The sequence below is a fragment of the Kordia jejudonensis genome (assembly GCF_001005315.1).
In the GTDB taxonomy this organism is placed as follows: domain Bacteria; phylum Bacteroidota; class Bacteroidia; order Flavobacteriales; family Flavobacteriaceae; genus Kordia; species Kordia jejudonensis.
The window spans coordinates 37,063-59,094 of sequence record NZ_LBMG01000006.1; the positions used below are offsets into that span (position 1 = coordinate 37,063).

Below are 22,032 nucleotides of genomic sequence, written 5' to 3' on the forward strand. Positions count from 1 at the left end.
GCTAACGCTGTTAGATATTAGTTCTTCAAGATACATTCAGGATTTTATTACAGATATCTACACAAATAATATTTCCTTGATCATTCGTGAACTCGTGACAGACGTATTTTTTCGATTTAAATAGAAACTTAAATTCGCTTCTCTAACCAAGCTTTGAATGAATAGAAATTTTGCGGCGCTACACCATGTCCCACAGGAAATTCCTCGTATACATGTTTCAAATTGTGTTCTTCCATAAAAGGCGTAATCAATCGTGCAGCTTCTACAGGAATTACTTGATCAACACTTCCATGCGAACTGTAAAAATCTAGGGAACTATAATCTTTATCAGGATTGAAATCAAAGATTCTATGATTCAAATAACCACTTAATGCTACTACATTTTTTACTTTTTCAGGATAGGTAAATGCCACCGCATAACTCAGAATTGTTCCTTGACTAAATCCTAAAAGTGTCACATTTGATCCATCAACAGGATAATTTTCAACAACTTCATCAATAAAATTAGCAACAGCATCGCGCGATTCTACAGCGTGTTCGTCATTGCTTATTTTTTCAGTTGCGGTGTAATGAATATCATACCAAGAATAGCCATATGGTTGTAAATCTCTTGGCGCACGAACCGAAATGATGAATAATTCATCGGGCAATTCAGCAGCAAACGAAAACAAATCTTCTTCATTACTTCCGTAACCGTGAAATAATAACAAAACTGGTGATTTTTCAGTCGCTGTTTTTGGCGCTCTGATAATATGATGAAGTGATAGTTTTTTAGCTTGCATAGGATAAAATTATAAAGATTTAAACCATTTTTGGAAATAGTCTCCAACCAATGGAATTGGTTCATGTTCGCATTGAAAGGCATTGGACAATCCAAAAAACCACAATACGGCAAAGAATACATAAAATGCAGAAGAAATCATCCAACTATCAAAATAGCTGACAATAAAAGCAATCGCAAAAAATAAAATGTTCAGTCCAATAGCTTGTCGCAAATGAAAACTGGTATACGGATTTTTCTTTTCCGCATTCATATAAATTGCTGCAAACGAGCCGATAAGCGTAATGTACGCAATAATAGCGGCTTGTCTTCCTTCTTCTATAGTTTGTGGATTCATAGTGAATCTATTTTTTGTTGATTGTGCACAATTCCGTACACAGTTCCTTTGAGTTCTTTTCCTAAAAAGGCACTGTTTTTTGACGTACTGTACATGTGTTGTTCTGTAAATGTATACGTTCCGTCAGGATTGAAAAGTGTCAAGTTTGCTTCTTGTCCTTCTTCAATTTGAGAAGTTTTAATTCCAAAACGTTCCTTTCCTGACGTTAAAAGTTCAATTACTTTTTCAGTATCTAAAACCGTTTGCAATGCGCCAAAAGCACTTTCCAAACCAATCGTTCCGTGCATTGCATTGTCAAATTCCACTTTTTTGTGTTCTACATCAATCGGATTGTGATCGCTGGTCACCATGTCAATCGTGCCATCTTTCAAACCTGCTAACAACGCTTCACAATCCGTGTGTGTTCGTAATGGCGGTAACACTTTGTAATTGGTGTCAAACGCTTCCAATTCGTCATCAGACAGCACTAAATTATGTATGGCAACGGAGCAACTCACGTTCAAACCTTTTGCTTTTGCTTCGCGAATTAACGCTACAGATGTTGCCGTAGAAATGGTTGGAATGTGTAATTTTCCTTCTGTATATTCTAACAGAAATAAATCTCTTACAACGTGTAATTCTTCTGCCAGACTTGGAATTCCTTTCAAACCTAAACGCGTGCTATTATGTCCTTCGTTGACAATTCCTTTGCCTGCAATTTTATCTTCTTGTGGAAATGATAAGACTAAACCGTCAAAATTTGAAGCGTACAACAAGGCAATTTTTAACAAGTTCGGATTTGCAATTGCTTTCTGATAGTCGCCAAAGGCAATCGCGCCAGCATTTTTCATATCAAACAATTCCGCCAAATCGACACTCTCACTTTTTGAAGTCAACGCGCCAATAGGGAAGAGGTCAACTGCATTCCCAAGTGCATTATTTTTCAGAAAAGAAATATCCGCTTTAGTATCTGCAATCGGATTTGCATTCGGATTCACGGCAATAGCTGTAAAACCACTCTTCGCGGCAGTTTTTAAACCGTTTTCAATCGTTTCACGTTCTTCAAAACCTGGTTCACCCAAACTCACGCTACTATCAAACCAACCTTGCGAAACGTGCAAGTTTTCGTATGAAATAACATCGTAATTATTTGGATTTTCAATGTTGGAAGCAATTTGTGTAATGAATCCGTTTTCTATTAAAATATCGTTTGTTGCCCCATGAAACGTACTTTGGGCATCTAGAATAGTTGCGGATTTTATGATGAGGTTCATTTGACGAATTTTAGAATCAAAATTTCAATACATAAAAATAGTAAGGCAAAAATAACAAACCATTTCCAAAGCGAAGCTACAGATTGTTCATTTTTTAAATCTTCAAAGAATTGCGAAACTGTTGTATGTGTATTTTCTGGATATAAATTTGCAATGTTGTGATACTGTAATATACTTTCTTTTCGATCAAAATTATAGCTAACTTGCTGTAAAACTGCATTTTGATTCTTAATGTCATACGTTCCAGCACGTGTTGGAAATTCGCCTGTCGTTAACCGAACTTTATTGTTCGCCGTTTGTTGTAGTGGAATGAATTCTTCCGAATTTTTGCTAACCGTTAACACTGCATCTTGCGATAATGAAGTCTGAACATCAAAGGTATTTTCTTTGCCAAGTGTGTAATATACATTCGTTAATCGTAAACTATTTTTTCCAATATTGTAGAGAATAGGAACGATAATTGGCGAATTTTTAAAGTTGGAATTTTCACTGTTTATTGGCGCTGTAAACACATACGTTTCATTCGTTGAGAGTAGAAAAGGAAGATTATTTTCAAGTTGTAAAATTGCCGCACTTCCATTGGTTGCAAAGTACGAATTCACTTTTGGATATTGAAAATTACTCACTTTCTTTTCAAATACATTTGTAAATAACGGATGAGAAAAATTGATCTTTGTAATTTTCTTTTCAGTCACATTTGGAACTTCCGAAAAACGACCAAAATTATTGGCTTGCAGTAATTGATTGTAACTTTGTAAATTACTTTCCTTCGCGGGAATAATCACAAGTGAACCGCCGTTTTGTTTGAAACTTCTCAATGCAGTCAACAGTGGATTTGGAATGGTTTTTAATTCATTTAGAATGATCAATTGCTGTGTAGCGATTGCGTTGTAATTCAATTGATTTACAGGTGTTGAAATCAGGTTGAATTCATCATCTGTATATAATTTTTTCAAAAATGCATCATCTGTTTCGTTGACAGCCAGCACATTAATCTTTTCGGGCGCGTTGATGTTGAAAAACAGTTCATTGTCAAATTGCAACGAATTGTCATCAATTTTTATACTTCCTTGAATCACTTTATTGGAAGGAATTGAAAAAGTGACTTCCGAAGCGTTTTGCGTTTCAATGTCTACGGACGATTTCGCAATGAGACTTTCGCCATCATATAAAGAAACGGGTACATCTTGCACAGAAATTCCTGAGTTTTTCAACGTAACAGCAATCGTAATTGCACTTGCATCTTGTTCAGCAATGTATAAACTGTCTAACGTGATATTGTTCGCATTGGCAGGTTTTAGCTGAATATAATTTGTGGTAAAGGTACTATCGTTTTGAATTGCCAATTGTTCTTGTTGTTGAAAATCGGAGATCAGAATTAAGTTTTTAACCGAATTTTGCTGTTTGGAAAACAACTTACGACCTTTTAAAATTACCGCAGGAATGGCTTCTTGTTGGTTGGAATAGTCCAATCGTAACAATTCATTCCGAATGCTTTTGATGGTTGTATTTTTATACGTTTCCGTGTTTGTAAAAATGCTTATTTCTTCATCTTCGGGAACAGTATTGAGTAATTCTTGCACAGCACGTTTCAACAAAGCGCCTTTTTCGCCTTTGGTTTGCATGCTGAATGAATTGTCTAAATAGATAACCGTTTCATTTTCAGTTTTTACAATATCACGATTTGCGAAATAGGGTTGTGCAAAGGCAATTATTAAAGCGGCGAGTGCTAACAATCGTGTAGAGAGAATCAACCATTTTTTTAATTGTGAACTCTTACGGGTTTGAAGAATAACGTTTTTCAGAAATTTTACATTCGTAAATGCAGTTTTCTCAAATCGGCGCAGTTGAAATAAGTGAACCAGAATAGGAATGAGGAGTAAAGCTAGCGCGTAAAGTACTTCTGGGTATTTGAATTGCATTCCTAAATAATCGTTTGTCAAATATAAACGATTAATTTTATTTTATGGTAATTTGGTGTTTATAAAGAAGTGTTAATTTTGGATTGTTGGATTTTATCATTTCACTCTTGATATGGAATCTAGGTTTCGTTTTCACTTCTGTAATCGTGGGAAATATATTCCAATCTACAAACAATGATTGCTGCGCAAGTTTTGAACTCGTGCAGTAACAGTTTTAAAAATAAATTTAGAGCAAGAATTTTTTTAATTTGAGGATAAGTACAAGTTGTAAATTTATGTTAGCTAGCGATGAATTATAAATTGCGTAAGATGTAAATTTTTTATTCAGTTATTCTATTTTTCAAATCCATACTCTCGTGTAAAATTCTGATGATTTCGATGCTATCGTTTGATACCTTTTTATAAAATATTATATGTTTTCCAGATTTGATTCCTAGTAGGTTTCGGCTTATTCCGTCATATTCTTTTCCAATATCAGGGTTTGCGCCGATTCCGTTACAAGTCATTTTAACTGTTGCATAGTATTTATCAGCTTGCTTTTCAGACCATTTTTCGAAAGTATAATCCCAAATGTCATTTAAGTCATTAATGGCTTTTTGTCGAAGTATAACTTTAGCCATTCTTCCTTTTTTCTGTTTTTAGTTTTTTAAGATTTTCATCAAAGTCAAAATCTTCTACTAAAGGACTATTAAGTCCTTCTTGTATTGCATTCCTCAAAGCGATTGCTTTACTTTCTTCATTTTCCAACATCCTCAGTCCAGCTCTAATAACCTCGCTAACATTCTTGTATCGACCAGCAGATACTTGACTTTGTACAAATTTATCAAAATAATTTCCGAGTGATATAGATGTATTTTTCATTTCTGTATTTTAGTCAAATTTACCAAAAATTGGTAAAAACACCAAATTCGGTTAAATTTTTCAAATTGGCTTGAATATATAACTAGAGTTAATCTTATCAAGATAAAATTGGTTAAATCAGGTACTCTCTATATATAATTTTTCTCTTAATTTTAATAAAAGTAAACCAAAAATCACATAAAGTAATTCGGTTTCCCATAATCTCAAAAAACAAATCCACAATTTTTCAATCCTTGAATCCTTCAATCTTTCAGTAATTATGTAAATAGGGTTAGTTTTGGATTGTAAGTTTATGAGTTTGTAAGCAGTGATTTTAAACAAATAACACACAGACTTACTTGGAATATTTCTCTAAAATTCTCGTTATAGCTAACTCAATATTAAATATTATTATGTAATGATCAATAAAAAACACATAAATTGGATAAGTATTATTCCATTAATAACCATAGTATTATTTGCACTATTCTGTTTGAGAGTTTCTTATCAATTAGGTGAAAATTCAACTTTTACAGATTCAGATCCAAAAGATTTTGATTTTAACATGCACCATATATTGATTTGGTTTTTCGGAATAGTATCAATCATAATCATTCCGTTAGTTTTAACCTATGATGCCATTACTAGAAATTTTACAGTTGAAACTCTTATTAAAAGAATAGCTATTGTAGTCTTCTTAGCAATTTTATTCTTCAATCCTTTCGACTTAGTTGATTGGTTTTTAAATTAAGTGATTATGAAGTAGTCATGAAAAATATTTTTATATAAAATTCATCATATTTAAGTTGATGTTAGCTTCAAAGGTCAATTTGAAATGATGAAATAGTCAACTTTCTAGCTTACGATTTTAGTTTTAAATCTCTCTATTTTTTGGCTATGACATCGTATGTACAACGTTATTTTTTTCTTATAAATTCCCAGTCATATTGACTACATATTCCAATGGTTGTTCTTTTGTTATCTTCGCGGTTATTGTCAACTGGTAGTTCATCAAATAAAATAGGTGGTTTTCCAATCACTTCAATTATTAAATGGGATGAATGTCCTTGCCATAAATTTGCATGAAAAATGTCTCGATAATTATAAGCATACTTAACAATTATCTTTTGTTTCCAAAATCTTTCTTTATTATTTAAATCAAATACAATTCCATAAGTTTTGGGTAAATTTAAATCCGCATATGATTTATACATTCCAACTGAGTATAAATTAGGGTTTTTACTTTCTCTTATGAAAGCTTCAAATTCTTGTTTAATTAATTCAAATTCCTCATCATTGTTGGGATAACGATTTCTATTTAATTCATCTATCGATTTTGGAAATTCGAATGAATATAAAGAATCGATTATCAAGAATCTTTCTTCAGGTTGGACTTGTTCTTCATTTACATCAATTATAAAACTCATTCTTTATTCATTTACAATTTCCTTCAAATGTTGTCAACACATGTACAACACGAATTCTAGTTATCAAACTAAATTTGGTAAAATAACAGGAACTCTCTATATATAGTTTTCCTCTTAATTTTCATGAAAGTAAACCAAAGATTACATATACAATTCGGTTTCCCATAATCTACAAGAACCAAATCCACAATTTTTGAATTTTTGAATCCTTCAATCTTTCAATAATTCAACAAATACCACTGAATCGCCATAATCGTTTTTGCATCTTTAAATTCTTTGTTGTGATATTTTTGAATAACATCTTCTTTTGACAATTTGACCAACTGAATGTCTTCCTGTTCCGTTTCCAAACCGCCACCTTCGGTAGTTTTGTCCGCAGAAGTCACTTCCGCATAATACAAATAGGTCTTTTCCGAACAACCGCCAGGCGAAACAAACGATTCACAAATCAATTCTAAAGAATCTAGTTCATATCCAATTTCTTCTTTGACTTCTTCTCGCATGCGAAACTCAGGATCGTCCACAGGTTTCATTGAACCCGCAGGAATTTCAAGCAGCCAACCATCAGTATCTTCCAATGTAGGATAGCGAAATTGATTGGTAAACAAAAAAGAATCAGTGTCTTGCTCATATACCAAAATCGCTACAGAATTATTCCGTTCAAACGACATACGCTCGACTACAATTTCATTACCGTGAAAGGTTTCGTGACGTATTTTTGCTTTCTTAATCTTAAAAAAATCATCAAAAACAAACTCTTCTGCTATAATGCTATATTTCATATTGTGCTGGTTTAATTCAAAACATTTTACTAAAAATACTACAATCATTCTGAAAGAAAAAACAATTACCTAGTTCATAAAATCACGTAAAAACACGCTAGTATACGGTTGTGTCGAATTTTATCTTTAGACAACCAAAAAAATCAACAAAACAATGGCAACTACAACTCCAAAATTTAGAATTTATCCTTCTATCGGAATTGCGCGACTTGGAAATGGTCCTGCAACAAAAGATCAAGTCATATTTAGTCCTGAAATTCCTTGGGAAAATCTATATGAAACCGACCAAAACTATCTAACAAAAGATGGACGTTTAAAGAAACAAGCACAACGTTTTTACATCTATGAATGTGACGATAAAGGCAATCCAACGAAACAAATAAATACAGATGATTTTGATATAGAATGGTCTGTAGAAGTTGCGAATAAAAAGCCTTTTTGGTACGATTTTAATAATAGTTTAGATTTATCTGTAATTGCAGACAATCAAAACTTATCGCCAAATTTTGTAAAAGACAAATTAGCACCAGGTATTGGCGCACAATACAGAAATCCGAATGTATTAAATCAAGAATTACGTGTAAATGATGGTTATGATTATCGTAAAGATTTGGTGAATCATCCAAGCATTGTAAGTGTAGATGGAAATGTAAAACGCAAAGAAATAAAAGGACAATTTCCGTCGTCAAGAATGTCTAAAAGTGAATTTAGCATGTTGGCAAAACGTATGAATATTGATTCCAAAGAAGTCAATCTAGGAACGGTAGAATACGACGATGATGGAACCCTGATATTTTACGGAGCTGATGGAGTTTCTGCATCCTTAAATCCTTCTGACTTAAACACAGATTTTGCCGATAATTCCAATTGGTACGATGATATTTGTGATGGACGCATTACGGCAAGCATTCGCAAAAAAGATTCTGGAGAAGAATACAAACTAGATGATGCAAATTCTGCAGCTTGGGTTGCTTCGGCGCCACCAGATTATGCTCCGCAAATTCAGCCATTGTCTACAATGTTCGATTTAATAACGGGAGCAGCCAATGAAAAACACACACCCGAATTGGCAACGGTTTTTCCAATGTTATATCGTTTGTACAGAATGCAATGGGTTAACTTGGGCGATTTCTTAGCACCATCATTCAAAGAAACAATTGATGAATTGATTGCTTCAGATCAATTCAAATATATATACAAGAAAGAACCAAAAGCGGAAGCAGACGCTGTGCGTGAGAAGATTTTTAATATGTTCCGAAATCCAGCGTATAACAAGTCTAACGAACCAATCATTCCAAGTAAAAATACAACTGATTTGACAAATCGCGGAAGCGGAACAGACGAATTGAAGCTTCCATATTATCCTGGCGATGCGATTGATTATCCAGGAAGTCCAGCACAATGGTTCGCCATTCCACCAATGATTTACGGACAATTGCGTCAATGGCGTGATGGAAATTTCTATTCTCCAGACAGTTTCAACTTTAAAAATATGGATGAAATGGGCGAATTTTATCGTGAGCAATTCTTAGTAGCTTCAAAAGATGAAAAACGCAAGCCATTATTAATGACAAGAGCTGTGCTAGAAACCTTATACGGTGGCGGATTTCATCCAGGTGTTGAATTAACTTGGCCAATGCGACACAATAATTTATATGCTGAAAATAAAGAAACCTATCGTCTCCTTGTAGATCAAGAAAGTATGCAAATTGGTGCATATGGTTTGCGTGAAGTACGATTGAATCTAGCTTCAAAAGAAGAGCAAGAACGTATATTTTACAATGATTTTGGATTTATGATGACATCAGATGACATTCGTATTTCGATGGAAGAAAACAGTGAATATAGCTGGTTTTGGAAAGTTACGCCAGGTGATTTAACGAAATGGATGGGAATTCCTTGGCAATCGGATGCAGGAAGTTGTCAGGCTGTATATGTGGAAAAACAGTATCCAGTTCCGTCGTGGTGGGCAGCTAATTTACCAGTACATGTATTGCCAAAAGATAGTTATGAAAAATTGCTTGATCCGACAATTACAGATGCTACCAAACGAAATATCTATGCCAATCGATTGGAATGGTTACACACTGCAAGTACAGGATTTATTGGCTATCACGCAGAAGGCGGCTATCTCAACGGACTGATCAATATGGTATATCAATGGAAAGATATCGGAGTTGTGACAGGAAGAAGACTCGATGTTGATATTGATGGAATTCCTGAAATTGTATACGTTGCATATGATGCGAATGATAATTAGTAGTAGATAGTCAGTATCGCTGCGCTCTTGGAATATTTATAGTATAGTTCTGTAAGATGATGAAGAACGATTTTTCGTCATGCTGAACTTGATTCAGCATCTTATAATTAAAAAAAATATTTTGAGAAATAGTGCCTTTTTATGAAGTATTAAGAAATGTTTAAAAATAATTAGTGATGTATCTCGACTGCGCTCGATATCATTTAAATTATACATGAAAAAAGAAGTAATCATTATAGGTAACGGCATTGCAGGCGTCACGCTTGCAGTGTTGTTACAACGTAAAGAAATTCCGTTTGTACTCTTACATAGAAAAGGAGAGAAGCCAGCTTTTGCTTTGGGTGAAACCTTACCGCCGTCAGCAATGCCGTTGCTAAACGAATTGAAACTACTTTCCGTATTTGAACAAAATTCATATCGAAAAATCTATGGATATCATTCGATGTGGGGAAGTGAACGTGTGATGGATACGAACTTTTTTCATCACAATCCGTACAAAAATGGCTTGAAAATTAATAAGTTTCAAACCTTAGAAGCACTTCGTTCTGAAATAAAAGATAACATGATTTCCTATGATAAAGGTTTTGAAATTATCAACGAAGCACATGGAAATACGGTTGTCTTGTCAAAAAATGAAGGTGTGAAAATCGTACAAGGAAAAATTTTAGTAAATGCCACAGGAAGAAACAGAGCAGTGTTGCAAAAACTAAGTATTCAATCTAAAACGTATGATGAATTGGTCGCTTTGAGTTGTCACATTCCAAAAATAAAACATCCGAAACTCACACATGAAGTCTACGTGGAAAGTTTTAAAGAAGGTTGGGGAATTATTTCCGCTATAAGCGAAACAGAAAATATCTGTACTATTTACACACACAAAGGGCATGAAATTTTACCCAAACTCAAAGACGTTTCCCAATGGAAATCTATTTTGTCGGAAACAATGTATTTAAAAGATTTTTTACACGAAACCAATCAAGTAAAATTCAAAGGCGGAAATGCAAACTCTTCTGTAGCTTCACAAGTAGCAGGAAGCAATTGGTTAACGCTTGGAGATGCGGCAATGTCGTTTGATCCGTTATCTTCACATGGAATCACAAATGCAATATTCACAGCAAAAGTAGCTTCAAAAGCGATTGAAAAAAAACTTTCAGAAGCTGACACAACAGCTTTTCCTGAATATGATAAAACACTGAAAACGATCTTTCAACAATATGTACAATCTAAAAATAAGTTGTATCAACAAGAAGTACGTTGGAAACAGGAATCGTTTTGGCAACGGTTTTTTGTTTAACTAACTCTAATTAAAATTATCTAGAAATATCTATAATTTATATAAATGTAGAATCATAAACACAACTTCCTCTCTAATTTAAACTCAATGTTTTGTACATATGAATGATTTTGAAAATATTCTTCAATTAATCACAATTGTCTTTTAATAATAGAATTTAAAACATTGATAATATTATGAGCGGCAATAGTATTAAGAACTTCATGGTTGAGTTTAGGACTTTCAAAACTACTAATCCATAAAGTATGAAAGTCATATTCATCAGCAATTTGATCGACTTTCCAAACCGTTTCTCCTCTGGTTCTAGATGCACAAACAATAATATCACAATTTCCTATTTCTGGATTTAATTTATCATCAGCTAATTGTCTTAATGTGTCTTCAGTAATCATTCTACTTTTAGGATCGCCCTGACTCTCAAAACCAATTTTAATACTTCCTATTTGAATAGTCAAAAGAATATCGTATTTAAAATCATATTTAATAGTGGTATTCGCATCGGGGTTTTGTTCTATTAATAATAGGGCCGCCTTTTTTATAGTATCAGATTTTCCTTTTCCTTGTCTTCCGTATACTGCTATTATAGTTCTATTCATCTATTTGATTTTTTTGTAATATAAATCATAGGAAATTTAATTTTATACGGTTTTCCGTAATCAAATAAATTAATTTCACATAAACACATAAACACATAAACACATAAACACATAAACACATAAACACATAAACACATAAACACATAAACACATAAACACATAAACCAAAAACTTCCAATAAATTTGAATAACTTCGCAGCATGATTAAAGAAATTCAATTACGCGTTACTTTAGAAGAGGAAAAGCAAGACGATATTATATTGCAAAAAGCTCTCAAAAAGTTGCAAGTAAGCAAAGATGAAGTCAACGGAATCAAAGTATTACGAAAGTCGATTGATGCCCGAAAACCGTTAATTATCTTCAATTATAAAGTGGCAGTACATATCAACGAAGATCTTCCAGAGAAAAGTGACTATCAATTTGATTACAAAGATGTTTCCAATGCGAAAGAAATTCATATCGTAGGTTTCGGTCCAGCCGGAATGTACGCCGCATTACGCTGTATAGAATTAGGTTTTAAACCAATTGTACTCGAACGCGGAAAAAATGTACAAGAACGTCGTCGTGACTTGAAAGCAATCAATCAAGATCATATTGTCAATGAAGATTCTAACTATTGCTTTGGCGAAGGTGGCGCAGGAACATATTCAGATGGAAAACTCTACACGCGAAGCTTAAAACGTGGCGATGTGCGTAGAATCTTTGAAAACTTAGTTTATCACGGTGCTACAGATCAAATATTAGTCGATGCACATCCACATATTGGAACCAATAAACTACCAAATGTGGTTAAAAACATTCGCGAAACAATTCTAAAATTCGGTGGAGAAATCCATTTTGAAACACGAGTGATCGATTTCATCATCAAAGAAAACAAAATACAAGCGATTCATTTGCAAGATGGTCGCGAAATGATTGCAAATCGTGTCATTTTGGCAACTGGACATTCGGCAAGAGATATATATGAACTATTGCATAAAAAAGAAGTGGCTCTCAAAGCAAAATCGTTTGCTATGGGCGTTCGTGTAGAACATCCACAAGAAATTATAGACAATATTCAATACCATTGTACAGGCGAACGCAGCGAATTATTACCAGCCGCAGCCTACAGTTTGGTGCATCAAGTGCGCGATAGAGGTGTATATTCGTTTTGTATGTGTCCTGGCGGATTTATTGTTCCTGCCGCAACCGCAAACGGAGAAGTCGTTGTCAACGGAATGTCGCCATCACGTAGAAATAACAAATTTGCCAATTCGGGAATTGTCGTCGAAATCAACGCAGACAAAGATTTATACAAATACGAACAATACGGTGTTCTCAAAGGCTTAGAATTTCAAAAAGATTTGGAACGTTTGGCATTTACCGCAGGCGGAAGAAGTCAGGTTGCGCCCGCACAGCGTTTGACGGATTTTGTGGAAGGAAAATTATCAACAGATTTAAATCCGACATCGTATCAACCAGGATTACAATCGGCGCCTTTACATTCGCTATTGCCAAAAAGTATAGGCGGACGTTTACGCAAAGGATTTGCCGCTTTCGGACAAAAGATGAACGGATATTACACCGATCAGGCAAATATAGTAGGTGTAGAGTCGCGAACGTCTTCGCCTGTAAACATTCCACGAAAAGAAAACTTAGAACATCCAGAAGTAGCAGGTTTATTTCCTTGCGGAGAAGGTGGCGGTTATGCTGGCGGAATTGTCTCAGCAGCCATGGACGGCGAACGTTGCGCGGAAGCTGCAATAATTGGCATGTAATTTGAATACCAAGTACTTATAAAAACAATTTAACAACTTTAGCAAGATTGAAGACTCAAAAAAAATATTAGTCTTTTTTAAAATAATAATTTATCTTGTTGATCTTAAAAACATTAAACATTTCGATATGAAAATTTTGAAAAAACTGTCCTTTGCCCTTATTACGCTCATGCTTTTATTTTCTTTTACGGCTCCAAGTGGTCAGCATGTAGGAAAATGGAAAGGAAAAGATAAAGGCGATATAGGTTTCTTAACCTTAACTGATGGAGGATTTGCCACATTTGAGTTCAACGGGCAAACAATGGGCGGAAAATCATACAATCATCAAGGTGTGGATGCAGCAATGAAATACGTCGTAGATAATGATACATCGCCAGTTTCTATTGACTTCATCATTTATGACAATAGTAAAAAACAAGAATTAGGACGTTTGAAAGGAATCATTAAAATGAAATCCAAAAACGAAATGCAAATGGCAATGACGTTTGGTGGTGGCTCAGGAAGACCAACAGACTTTTCGAAAGATGCTATTGTATTTAGTCGCGTGAAATAAACGAAATACAATTAAAATACTAAGCCTCATCAATCGATGAGGTTTTTTTATGAGAAACATGCATATGAAAAAGTAACAAACTTGAGTTTGACATACATATTTATGTCAAATTTTGCATTATTGAAAGCTAACGATATTTTGATTGAAAATACCTAGCGAAGCTATCGAGATTCAACCAAAACTTTCGTTTTTTAGTGTTCCCATACGCTACATTGTTTATCTACGATAATGTTTGAAATTAAAACCAGCTATTTTTCAAGGAATTGCGATCACTTATATCGAAATTACGTTACCAATTAAAATTTCTCAAAAACACCTAAGCCAAATAAAGCAAAATCATACTTTACAGGATCGTTTGGATCAAGTTTTCGCAAAGCAGTATCCAATTCTAATAAGGCTTTTCCATCGTTTTGTTTGCGTTTGAGTAAACCTAACTTTCGGGCAACATTTCCCGAATGTACATCTAGCGGACAGGATAATTGTGAAGGCGAAATGCTTTTCCAGATGCCAAAATCGACACCAGCAGTATCATTGCGAACCATCCAACGGAGAAACATATTAATACGTTTGGCGGCACTTCCTTTTTTTGGGTCAGAAACGTGTTTTCGCGTTCTCTCAGGATGCGGAATGCTAAAAAAGACTTCTTTAAACTCGGAAATGGTATGTTGTAAATTAGTTGCTTCAGAATTGGCAAAAACGGCTTCCAATCCACCGTGGTTTTTGTAAATGTTTTGCAAGGCTTTGATAAAAAACACAAAATCTGTTCCGTTAAATGTTCTATGCACAAAAGATTGCAACGATTCCAAATCTTCTTCGGAGTGTTGCATGACAAAATCATAGGGCGAATTTCCTAGCAAATTCATCATCTTTTTTGCATTGTTATTGATCATTTTCCGATTTCCCCACGCAATGGTAGCCGTCAAAAAAGCGGAAATTTCAATATCTTCTTTTTGTTCAAATTGGTATGGGATTTGAATCGGATCGCTTTCTACAAATTTAGGCTGATTGTATGCTATAACCTTTTCATCGAGAAAGACTTTTAATTCAGTTAAATTCATATTAAATTAAAGTCTATTCACAAAAATAATTATTATTTTCATGAGAATATAATTTAGCCAATATGTTTACAACGAATACTCGGTATTTTGTCTTGATTTTGATTCTTTTTTCAGGCATCAGTTCAGCTCAAACACTTTCAGGAGCTGTATTTGACGAAAAAACGAAAGAACCTTTGTACGGTGTTTCTGTATATTTTGATGGAACTACGAACGGAACAGCTACCAATACGGAAGGAAAGTTTTTAATAAGTTACAAAGCGTCTACAGAATCTGCCTTGGTTGTGAGTTATTTAGGATATGATTCGCAAACATTTGATGTTCGAAAATTAGTCAGCGGTGTCAAAATTTATTTAAAACCTAAAAAAGAAACGTTAGGCGTTGTATACATTGAAAATGATCCTTGGACACGCAAAAAGAAGATGGAAATTTTCAGACGTGAATTTATAGGAATCGGCGAAGGCGCTACACAGAGTAAGATATTGAATGAAGATGATATTGATGTCGTATTCAATCCGAGCACGAAAATACTAAGCGCATATGCTTCCAAGCCAATTGTGATCAGAAATAAATACTTAGGCTATTCAATTTCGTATAATTTGGACGAATTTGAAGCAGAATTAGGTGTCTATCGTAATGAATACAGAAGCACAAAACGTGTATATATTGGTGGAACTAGCTTTTATTCCGAATTGCGTGAAAAGCCTCGAAAACGACACATAAAAAACAGAGAAAAGGAATTTGGACAATCTATTTTGAACTTTATGCGTTCGTTGGCAGATAAAAAGTTGGAAGAAAATGGTTTTCAAGTATTTCACAAAGGATTCATTGTGCCACCGTACAAATATTTTGATATTACAAAAGAAGGTCTAAACACAAAAGTTAACATGAAAACTGTGAGGTTAACCATTGTGTACGACCGCTTTCATAAGTCATTTATGACAGTTCCTACTGAGAATAAAGAATTCTATATCAATGAATTTGGAAACTTTTCGCCTTCAAAAGAATTGTCATTTGGAGGTGTATTTGGCGAGAAACGCATCGGAAAAGCTTTACCGCTAGATTATAGTTTGTAATTCACTATTTCGATTATTCAAACGTGATTGCTGTGGTTGTGTTTTCTAATATTTCCTGATTATCCAATACGGTTGTCATGGTGAAATTTACAGTTGTCATCTCAGGTATTGCAGTGTCAAATCGTAAAAAAACATCAAAATCATTGATACTTGCATTTACTTCTAACAACAAATCGTTCATCGTAATTTGATTGCCTGTATTGAATGCAAATTGAACAATAACATGATCATTTAAAGAACTTCCTGCGGGAATTCCAAATAAAGGAACATTCGCTGTAAGTGTAATTGATTCTGCAAGATTGACTCTGTTGTATTCTTCATAACAAGAAGTAGCATTTGCCGTGTTAATGAGTCCCGAATTTTTAGAAATTAGAGAAATCAAATCTACTTGATAGATAGATCTGAATTGCAAGTAAAAATCCTGATTTGTAACTACAGCACTATCGTTGTCTACATTGTCTTTTGCAGTAAACTCAAAAGAAGTTATTGATACATTAAACTCATCATCACAACACGCATACAAAAGGATTTGAGCAATAAAGACAAATGCAAAAATCTTAAAAATTTTACTTTTCATATTTTATTTATTTTTTAACTAGATGTGATAATGATATAATGGTTGCGTCTTTTCGAATCATAAATATTTCATAAAACCCAAAACCCAAAACCCAATACCCAAGACCTAAACCTAACTCACAATATTCCCATCGCGCATTACAATCTTACGATCTGCCATTGCTGCAAGTTCTTTGTTATGAGTTACGATGACAAAAGTTTGTCCGAATTCATCACGAAGTTTAAAAAATAAATTGTGTAAGTTTTCAGCGGATTCTGAATCTAAATTTCCACTTGGTTCATCTGCGAAAATAATCGCAGGTTTGTTCATTAAAGCTCTTGCCACGGCAACACGTTGTTGTTCTCCACCAGAAAGTTCGTTGGGTTTGTGATGGTATCTGTGTGATAAACCTAAGAAATCGAGTAATTCTTTGGCTCTTTTTTCGGCTTCCGATTTTGAAGTATTTTTAATGAAAGCTGGAATGCAAACATTTTCAATGGCAGTAAACTCAGGAAGTAACTGATGGAATTGAAAGATAAATCCAATATGATGGTTTCGAAACTTCGCCAACTCTTTTTCAGAAAGTTTGTCTGCACGTACATTATTGATAATTAGTGAACTATCGTTATTTTTAGACATTTTATCTAAAGTTCCTAATATTTGAAGTAACGTAGTTTTTCCTGCACCAGAAGCACCAACAATAGAAACAATTTCTCCCTTTTTTATGTCTAAATTGATTCCTTTTAGAACTTCTAAATCTCCGTACTGTTTGCGTATGTTTTTAGCTGTAATCATTAAATATTGTTAAAAAAAACCAAGGTACTACATTCAGTTGTGATGCACAATTAAGAATCGATTTTCCCTCTTCTTTTTTTGCTTCTGAATATATTTTTCACATTATTATAATCGATAAAATATACCAAACGAACAGACAAAGTATGCTCAATTGATTCATCAAAAAGTTGATTCAAACTCTCAAAATAAGTATCTTTTGAAGCGTCTGTTTGATTAAAGATCTGATTTCTATACAAAGCTGTTAAAAAACTACCTGGCGCAAATTGCCATGTATAGTTCAAATCAATATTCCAAGTACTAAAGTTAATGTTTGAATTGCCTAAACCTAAACTTTCAAACGTACTTTGCGATTGTACCAAACGACCATTTTGTCTCAAAAAATATGGTGTGTCATCATAATCAACTGTTGACCAGTAATTTCTGAATGTCAAATTTAAAGCGTGAAACGAATTGAAACTATAATTTCCAGAAAGACTATTGACTAATACAATTTGATCGCGTTGCCCAAAAATGATTTCATTTTCTACACCATTGGAATCATTGGCATAACCTCTACGATTGTTTTCTACATTTAAAGAAGTTTGATACACCAAAATGCACTTATCATTCACACGAACACGTGGCTCAACATTTATGCGATATCTGGTAAATCCTTGATTTTCTTCAAATAAAGTATTGAATCCTAAACGTACATCAAGCGCAAAGGTTTTATTGTAATCTGTTGAGATAAATCCGCCTACATTAAATCGGTTTTCAGTAATAAAGAAACGTCTGTTGTCAAAATCACGTGGTTCAAAATAATCAAATTGTTTTCCAGGTGCAAAACTTGCATCCGCGCCAAAAGCCATTAATGATTTTTTAGCAACCGCAAATATATTAACGCCAAAATTAGCGCCTGTATATGCATTCGGATTGTACAAACGACGATAATTGACCCAAGAATTGATTCTAAAATTGTTTAATTTCTCTGTTGGTTCAAATATTTGGTACGAAGCGTCAAGTCCGAAATTGTTGAAGTTATTTCGAAAGTTCAGTCCCAAATCATTGATGTCATATTTTGTATTCGAAAAACGATGATCAAAACTATAACGGAATTGTCCGCTAATTTTACGAATGGCAAAAAATGAGTTGAATCCTGTTTCGGTTCCTGTTTCCAAATTTCTGTTGCTCATTCGCAAACTTGCATCAACATTTATGGTGTTCTTTTTATTAACGATATCTGCCACAATTGCTGTTACATTGGCGTCTCTAAAACCACTTCCATTTCGGGTAACATTCGTATTGATAAGACTTATAGAAGAGTTTTTGTTAAACTGTTGATCTACAACCATAATGTTGTAATTGGTCAACGGTTCTACAACTTCTTGACGAAATTCGCCTGTGTCACTATTTTGTATCGTAGCTTTTGTTTTTTCAGTAATGGCATTAAAAAAGCCGATTCCCAAACCTTCTTTAGTTCTTCCTGATACTTTTACAGCATTGATGAGTTGTACTTCATTGGGCAAGTCAACCACTTCTTCATTATCAGCAACTTCTGGACTTTTTGATGGTGCATTTCCGATACGTCGTGAGAAAAACAAGTTTCCCTTATTAAACAAATCGACACCTTCCGTGAAAAATTGCCGTTGTTCGGAAAATGTTTGTTCAAATGGTCCTAGATTCAGTTGAAGGTTGTCAAATCCAGCTTGACTGAAATCGGGAACCAATGTAGCATCTAGGGTAAAATTTTCGGTAATTCCATACTTTACATCCATTCCAAAATTATATTCATCGGTAGTTTGTCCATCACTAGAACGAATTACCGTAGATGTAAATGGATAAAAAATGAGCCGTGTTGGTGGCTGAATATCGCGTAATCCTTTGAGTTCACCAGCATACAAGCCAATGTAACCTTTTGTCGGATCAAATGCATTCCACGTATATTGTTTTCTAGTTTTTCTAAATTGTCTGTGAAATTGAATTCCCCAAGTTGGATCTTCTTGATTGGTAAAACGAAGCGTTCGGTATGGAATTTTCACTTCTACAATCCAGCCATCATCCACGACTTTGGCAGCATTTTGCCATACGGAATTCCAGCTATAATCTTCTCCAACAGAAGGATTTGCGATCGCATCTGCTTGATTTCCATTGGGAAACACAACAAAATACGTATCATTTTGTCCATCATTATTCGGGTTGATTGCAATGATGAAAAAATCATTAATCCCAAAATTATCACGAGTTGTAAATTGACGCATGATATTTTCAGGTTTGTCATGCAAATAGGCCGCAATATAAATGGCTTCATCATCATAGGTCATTTTTACTTCTGTTCGCTGATGCTCAGGCAACGAATTTCCAATATCGGGTTGAAATTGGATAAAATTAGTTGCAATTGCCGCATCTTTCCATACATCATCATCCAAAACGCCGTCAATCTTTGGAGGACTGATAGTTCGTTTAATTTCATATGTTTTTTTTGGAATACTATCTTGAGCAACAGAATTGAGGGAAAATAAAAGAAGCAGTACGCATACTAAATAGCGGCTCATTGTTTACAGTTTTTTGATTGGTGATGTCCTAAAATAGCAAGGGAAATTTGATGCGTTGCAATAAGACATTGCAAAACTAGTTGTATAACTGCCTTTTTTCTCCTAAAAAAAAGTTAAATCTTATACGAGTTTTTTAACAAATACCGCATTTTCGGGAAGTTTATATGAACTTTTTTTGAGTATCTTTATCAACTTTGATAATGAAAATAATATACCATGGCTTATAAAAAACTTGAGGAATATAATATAGAAGTAACCAACGAAGTAAAAGATCGTTATAAGACTATTATTGAGGAACTTGGAGAAGATACGGAGCGTGAAGGTTTAGTGAAAACGCCGGAACGTGCGGCTAAAGCAATGCAGTTTTTGACACAAGGATACGATATGGATGCCGCTGAAATTTTAAAAGGCGCCATGTTTGCCGAAGATTATAACGAAATGGTGATTGTAAAAGATATTGAATTGTATTCACTGTGCGAACATCATATACTTCCGTTTTTTGGAAAAGCACATATTGCGTACATTCCGAATGGACATATTGTTGGATTGAGCAAATTGCCACGAATTGTGGATGTTTTTGCGAGAAGATTACAAGTGCAAGAACGCTTGACACATGATATTTTGGAATGTATAAACAATACACTAAAACCAAAAGGTGTTGCCGTTGTTATTGAAGCTTCACATATGTGTATGATGATGCGTGGCGTACAAAAACAAAATTCTGTAACGACAACTTCAGGCTTCCGAGGAGCATTTGAAAACATTGAAACACGAACAGAATTCTTAAAATTGATTAGTTCAAGTTTATCTTAAAAAATACTGTTTGAAAGTATCTAAATACATACTATTACTTCTTCTTTTGTGGAATACAGCTGTATTCGGACAAGAAACCTTTGCTGATTGGTCTGCTTTTGAAACTGCTTTTGTGAAAGACTTTAAGCGTTTGCATATTAATGAATTACAAATTTCTTACCGAGACAATCTAGAGCTTATTCAAAGTGAACGAAACATTATCAAGCAAGAAAAAGTATTTGTAAAGTATAAAAAAGCGTTGGAAACTTTTGATCGGACTGCGCTGACAAAAGCACAACAATTGGATTATGCGCTGGTTTTATATGAAATCAATTTGCATTTAGAGCGCATTTCCCTTGAAAAAGAATGGTTAACTGTAAAACCCAAACGAATTTCTCCAGAAGGTTTGCAATACGTTCCTATGGGAAAAGAATGGTATGTGTACTTTTTAAAAAAATGGGTTGATGCTTCCGTAACTCCAGATGAATTATTTCAATTTGGATTGTCGGAAATCCATCGTGCTAAAAAAGCCATGAAAACATTGCAAGAAAGTTCAGGTTTGGATAGTATTTCATATCAAAAACTGATCAACGCATCAAGCTTTTTTTATACGGATGTTGCTACGATTCAGGACAGTTTTGAAACGTATAAAAAAGAACTATTGCCTAAATTGATTCATGCGTTTCCAAAAGTAAACGAACTGCCAGATGTACACATTACACAAGGAAAAAATAAAGCTTATGCGCAAGTTCCTGCGTATTATGCGGAAACTCGAAATACATTTTATTACAATTATTTTGACAAACCATTCAACAAGCGACAAGTGGCGTGGATTTACTTGCACGAAGCGATTCCTGGACATCATTATCAAATAAAATTTGAAGAAACACTGGAGAAGTCAAAAATCAAGCAATTATTTTCATACAACGGGTATCGAGAAGGTTGGGCAGCATATGTGGAAGAAATTGGCAATGATTTTGGCGCGTACAAAACACCTTATGATGAACTCGGAAAGTGGGAATGGGATATTATTCGTTCGGTTCGAGTGGCAATGGACGTTGGAATCAATTATTATGGTTGGAGTGATGATGAAGCCTTGCACTTTTGGCAACGACATATCAACGGACAAGATGCGATCGCGCAACGCGAAATTGCACGCATGAAACGTTGGCCAGCGCAAGTAATTACCTATAAATATGGCGCACACAAAATAGTACAGTGGAAAGCGGATATTGATGCTATTTTATCTAAAGAAAAACCATTTCCTTGGTTGTCATTTCACACACGAATTCTTCAAAATGGCGCGTTGCCGTTTTCGGTGATGGATAAAGAGATTTTTGGAAATTAGTTTTTGGGTCGCTTTGCTTTTGGTAGGTTAGTAGTTTCAAAGTTACCAATTGACAACAAACAAATGGATAACTCTTT

At 34.3% G+C, this 22,032-nt stretch carries 20 protein-coding genes; 7 read left to right on the plus strand and 13 right to left on the minus strand.

The features are described from left to right. Positions 1-128 precede the first annotated feature (128 nt). The 8 genes from AA089_RS04570 to AA089_RS04610 form a co-directional block, all read right to left on the minus strand. Positions 129-782: an alpha/beta hydrolase gene (locus AA089_RS04570; protein ID WP_046755745.1), complete on the minus strand. Its 654-nt coding sequence runs from the start codon at positions 780-782 to the stop codon at positions 129-131. 9 nt (positions 783-791) lie between these two features. After that, entirely contained in the window at positions 792-1,118 is a 327-nt protein-coding gene (locus AA089_RS04575; RefSeq protein ID WP_046755746.1) for a membrane protein, read from the minus strand. Continuing rightward, positions 1,115-2,371 carry a dihydroorotase gene (locus AA089_RS04580; protein ID WP_046755747.1) on the minus strand — a complete coding sequence of 419 codons (1,257 nt, stop codon included), beginning with the start codon at positions 2,369-2,371 and terminating at the stop codon, positions 1,115-1,117. Before AA089_RS04580 ends, AA089_RS04575 begins: the two co-directional genes overlap by 4 nt. After that, complete coding sequence (locus tag AA089_RS04585) at positions 2,368-4,293, minus strand: vWA domain-containing protein (protein ID WP_046755847.1); 1,926 nt, start codon at positions 4,291-4,293, stop codon at positions 2,368-2,370. The genes AA089_RS04580 and AA089_RS04585 overlap by 4 nt, the downstream gene beginning before the upstream one ends. Positions 4,294-4,613: 320 nt before the next feature. Continuing rightward, positions 4,614-4,913 carry a type II toxin-antitoxin system RelE/ParE family toxin gene (locus AA089_RS04590; protein ID WP_046755748.1) on the minus strand — a complete coding sequence of 100 codons (300 nt, stop codon included), beginning with the start codon at positions 4,911-4,913 and terminating at the stop codon, positions 4,614-4,616. After that, positions 4,906-5,154: a type II toxin-antitoxin system ParD family antitoxin gene (locus AA089_RS04595; protein WP_046755749.1), complete on the minus strand. Its 249-nt coding sequence runs from the start codon at positions 5,152-5,154 to the stop codon at positions 4,906-4,908. The genes AA089_RS04590 and AA089_RS04595 overlap by 8 nt, the downstream gene beginning before the upstream one ends. Before the next feature lie 896 nt (positions 5,155-6,050). Then, a complete protein-coding gene (locus tag AA089_RS04605) occupies positions 6,051-6,560 on the minus strand; it encodes a hypothetical protein (RefSeq protein ID WP_046755751.1) in 510 nt (169 codons plus the stop codon). A 218-nt stretch (positions 6,561-6,778) separates the two neighbouring features. After that, on the minus strand, positions 6,779-7,342 hold the full coding sequence (locus AA089_RS04610; protein ID WP_046755752.1) for an NUDIX domain-containing protein: 564 nt from the start codon (positions 7,340-7,342) through the stop codon (positions 6,779-6,781). Between the two features lie 154 nt (positions 7,343-7,496). On the opposite strand from AA089_RS04610, the gene AA089_RS04615 reads away from it, so the two are divergent. Further along, positions 7,497-9,602, plus strand: coding sequence for a LodA/GoxA family CTQ-dependent oxidase (locus AA089_RS04615; RefSeq protein ID WP_046755753.1), 2,106 nt, complete (start codon positions 7,497-7,499; stop codon positions 9,600-9,602). A 214-nt stretch (positions 9,603-9,816) separates the two neighbouring features. Beyond that, on the plus strand, positions 9,817-10,896 hold the full coding sequence (locus tag AA089_RS04620; RefSeq protein ID WP_046755754.1) for an NAD(P)/FAD-dependent oxidoreductase: 1,080 nt from the start codon (positions 9,817-9,819) through the stop codon (positions 10,894-10,896). A gap of 131 nt (positions 10,897-11,027) precedes the next feature. Here AA089_RS04620 and AA089_RS04625 read toward each other — a convergent pair whose 3' ends face one another. Next, on the minus strand, positions 11,028-11,492 hold the full coding sequence (locus AA089_RS04625) for a hypothetical protein (RefSeq protein ID WP_046755755.1): 465 nt from the start codon (positions 11,490-11,492) through the stop codon (positions 11,028-11,030). A gap of 200 nt (positions 11,493-11,692) precedes the next feature. Here AA089_RS04625 and AA089_RS04630 point away from each other — a divergent pair, with 200 nt between their 5' ends. Both AA089_RS04630 and AA089_RS04635 read left to right on the plus strand, forming a co-directional pair. Beyond that, complete coding sequence (locus AA089_RS04630) at positions 11,693-13,249, plus strand: NAD(P)/FAD-dependent oxidoreductase (protein ID WP_046755756.1); 1,557 nt, start codon at positions 11,693-11,695, stop codon at positions 13,247-13,249. A 127-nt stretch (positions 13,250-13,376) separates the two neighbouring features. Then, entirely contained in the window at positions 13,377-13,802 is a 426-nt protein-coding gene (locus AA089_RS04635; RefSeq protein ID WP_046755757.1) for a hypothetical protein, read from the plus strand. Positions 13,803-14,098: 296 nt separating this feature from the next. On the opposite strand, the gene AA089_RS04640 is transcribed toward AA089_RS04635, so the two are convergent. Beyond that, positions 14,099-14,860: a TIGR02757 family protein gene (locus AA089_RS04640; RefSeq protein WP_046755758.1), complete on the minus strand. Its 762-nt coding sequence runs from the start codon at positions 14,858-14,860 to the stop codon at positions 14,099-14,101. A gap of 62 nt (positions 14,861-14,922) precedes the next feature. Here AA089_RS04640 and AA089_RS04645 point away from each other — a divergent pair, with 62 nt between their 5' ends. After that, positions 14,923-15,933: a carboxypeptidase-like regulatory domain-containing protein gene (locus tag AA089_RS04645; protein WP_046755759.1), complete on the plus strand. Its 1,011-nt coding sequence runs from the start codon at positions 14,923-14,925 to the stop codon at positions 15,931-15,933. A gap of 13 nt (positions 15,934-15,946) precedes the next feature. Here the strand turns inward: AA089_RS04645 and AA089_RS04650 are convergent, their stop codons facing one another. The 3 genes from AA089_RS04650 to AA089_RS04660 form a co-directional block, all read right to left on the minus strand. Further along, the gene (locus AA089_RS04650; RefSeq protein ID WP_046755760.1) at positions 15,947-16,510 is read right to left on the minus strand and encodes a hypothetical protein; all 564 of its coding nucleotides are present in this window, start codon (positions 16,508-16,510) and stop codon (positions 15,947-15,949) included. Between the two features lie 111 nt (positions 16,511-16,621). Next, positions 16,622-17,284 carry an ABC transporter ATP-binding protein gene (locus AA089_RS04655; RefSeq protein ID WP_046755761.1) on the minus strand — a complete coding sequence of 221 codons (663 nt, stop codon included), beginning with the start codon at positions 17,282-17,284 and terminating at the stop codon, positions 16,622-16,624. 50 nt (positions 17,285-17,334) lie between these two features. Next, positions 17,335-19,815 (minus strand): DUF5916 domain-containing protein, encoded by a 2,481-nt coding sequence (locus AA089_RS04660; RefSeq protein WP_046755762.1) that lies wholly within the window; start codon positions 19,813-19,815, stop codon positions 17,335-17,337. Between the two features lie 216 nt (positions 19,816-20,031). Here AA089_RS04660 and folE point away from each other — a divergent pair, with 216 nt between their 5' ends. Together folE and AA089_RS04670 are read left to right on the plus strand one after the other, a co-directional pair. Then, positions 20,032-20,628 (plus strand): GTP cyclohydrolase I FolE, encoded by a 597-nt coding sequence (gene folE, locus AA089_RS04665; protein WP_046755763.1) that lies wholly within the window; start codon positions 20,032-20,034, stop codon positions 20,626-20,628. Positions 20,629-20,638: 10 nt separating this feature from the next. After that, a complete protein-coding gene (locus AA089_RS04670) occupies positions 20,639-21,955 on the plus strand; it encodes a DUF885 domain-containing protein (protein ID WP_046755764.1) in 1,317 nt (438 codons plus the stop codon). Positions 21,956-22,032 lie beyond the last annotated feature (77 nt).

What these genes read in the sequence shown, in the direction of transcription:
- AA089_RS04570 (WP_046755745.1), bottom strand. Translation starts at nt 782, where the DNA reads ATGCAAGCTAAAAAACTATCACTTCATCATATTATCAGAGCGCCAAAA.
- AA089_RS04575 (WP_046755746.1), bottom strand. Translation starts at nt 1,118, where the DNA reads ATGAATCCACAAACTATAGAAGAAGGAAGACAAGCCGCTATTATTGCG.
- AA089_RS04580 (WP_046755747.1), bottom strand. Translation starts at nt 2,371, where the DNA reads ATGAACCTCATCATAAAATCCGCAACTATTCTAGATGCCCAAAGTACG.
- AA089_RS04585 (WP_046755847.1), bottom strand. Translation starts at nt 4,293, where the DNA reads ATGCAATTCAAATACCCAGAAGTACTTTACGCGCTAGCTTTACTCCTC.
- AA089_RS04590 (WP_046755748.1), bottom strand. Translation starts at nt 4,913, where the DNA reads ATGGCTAAAGTTATACTTCGACAAAAAGCCATTAATGACTTAAATGAC.
- AA089_RS04595 (WP_046755749.1), bottom strand. Translation starts at nt 5,154, where the DNA reads ATGAAAAATACATCTATATCACTCGGAAATTATTTTGATAAATTTGTA.
- AA089_RS04605 (WP_046755751.1), bottom strand. Translation starts at nt 6,560, where the DNA reads ATGAGTTTTATAATTGATGTAAATGAAGAACAAGTCCAACCTGAAGAA.
- AA089_RS04610 (WP_046755752.1), bottom strand. Translation starts at nt 7,342, where the DNA reads ATGAAATATAGCATTATAGCAGAAGAGTTTGTTTTTGATGATTTTTTT.
- AA089_RS04615 (WP_046755753.1), top strand. Translation starts at nt 7,497, where the DNA reads ATGGCAACTACAACTCCAAAATTTAGAATTTATCCTTCTATCGGAATT.
- AA089_RS04620 (WP_046755754.1), top strand. Translation starts at nt 9,817, where the DNA reads ATGAAAAAAGAAGTAATCATTATAGGTAACGGCATTGCAGGCGTCACG.
- AA089_RS04625 (WP_046755755.1), bottom strand. Translation starts at nt 11,492, where the DNA reads ATGAATAGAACTATAATAGCAGTATACGGAAGACAAGGAAAAGGAAAA.
- AA089_RS04630 (WP_046755756.1), top strand. Translation starts at nt 11,693, where the DNA reads ATGATTAAAGAAATTCAATTACGCGTTACTTTAGAAGAGGAAAAGCAA.
- AA089_RS04635 (WP_046755757.1), top strand. Translation starts at nt 13,377, where the DNA reads ATGAAAATTTTGAAAAAACTGTCCTTTGCCCTTATTACGCTCATGCTT.
- AA089_RS04640 (WP_046755758.1), bottom strand. Translation starts at nt 14,860, where the DNA reads ATGAATTTAACTGAATTAAAAGTCTTTCTCGATGAAAAGGTTATAGCA.
- AA089_RS04645 (WP_046755759.1), top strand. Translation starts at nt 14,923, where the DNA reads ATGTTTACAACGAATACTCGGTATTTTGTCTTGATTTTGATTCTTTTT.
- AA089_RS04650 (WP_046755760.1), bottom strand. Translation starts at nt 16,510, where the DNA reads ATGAAAAGTAAAATTTTTAAGATTTTTGCATTTGTCTTTATTGCTCAA.
- AA089_RS04655 (WP_046755761.1), bottom strand. Translation starts at nt 17,284, where the DNA reads ATGATTACAGCTAAAAACATACGCAAACAGTACGGAGATTTAGAAGTT.
- AA089_RS04660 (WP_046755762.1), bottom strand. Translation starts at nt 19,815, where the DNA reads ATGAGCCGCTATTTAGTATGCGTACTGCTTCTTTTATTTTCCCTCAAT.
- folE (WP_046755763.1), top strand. Translation starts at nt 20,032, where the DNA reads ATGGCTTATAAAAAACTTGAGGAATATAATATAGAAGTAACCAACGAA.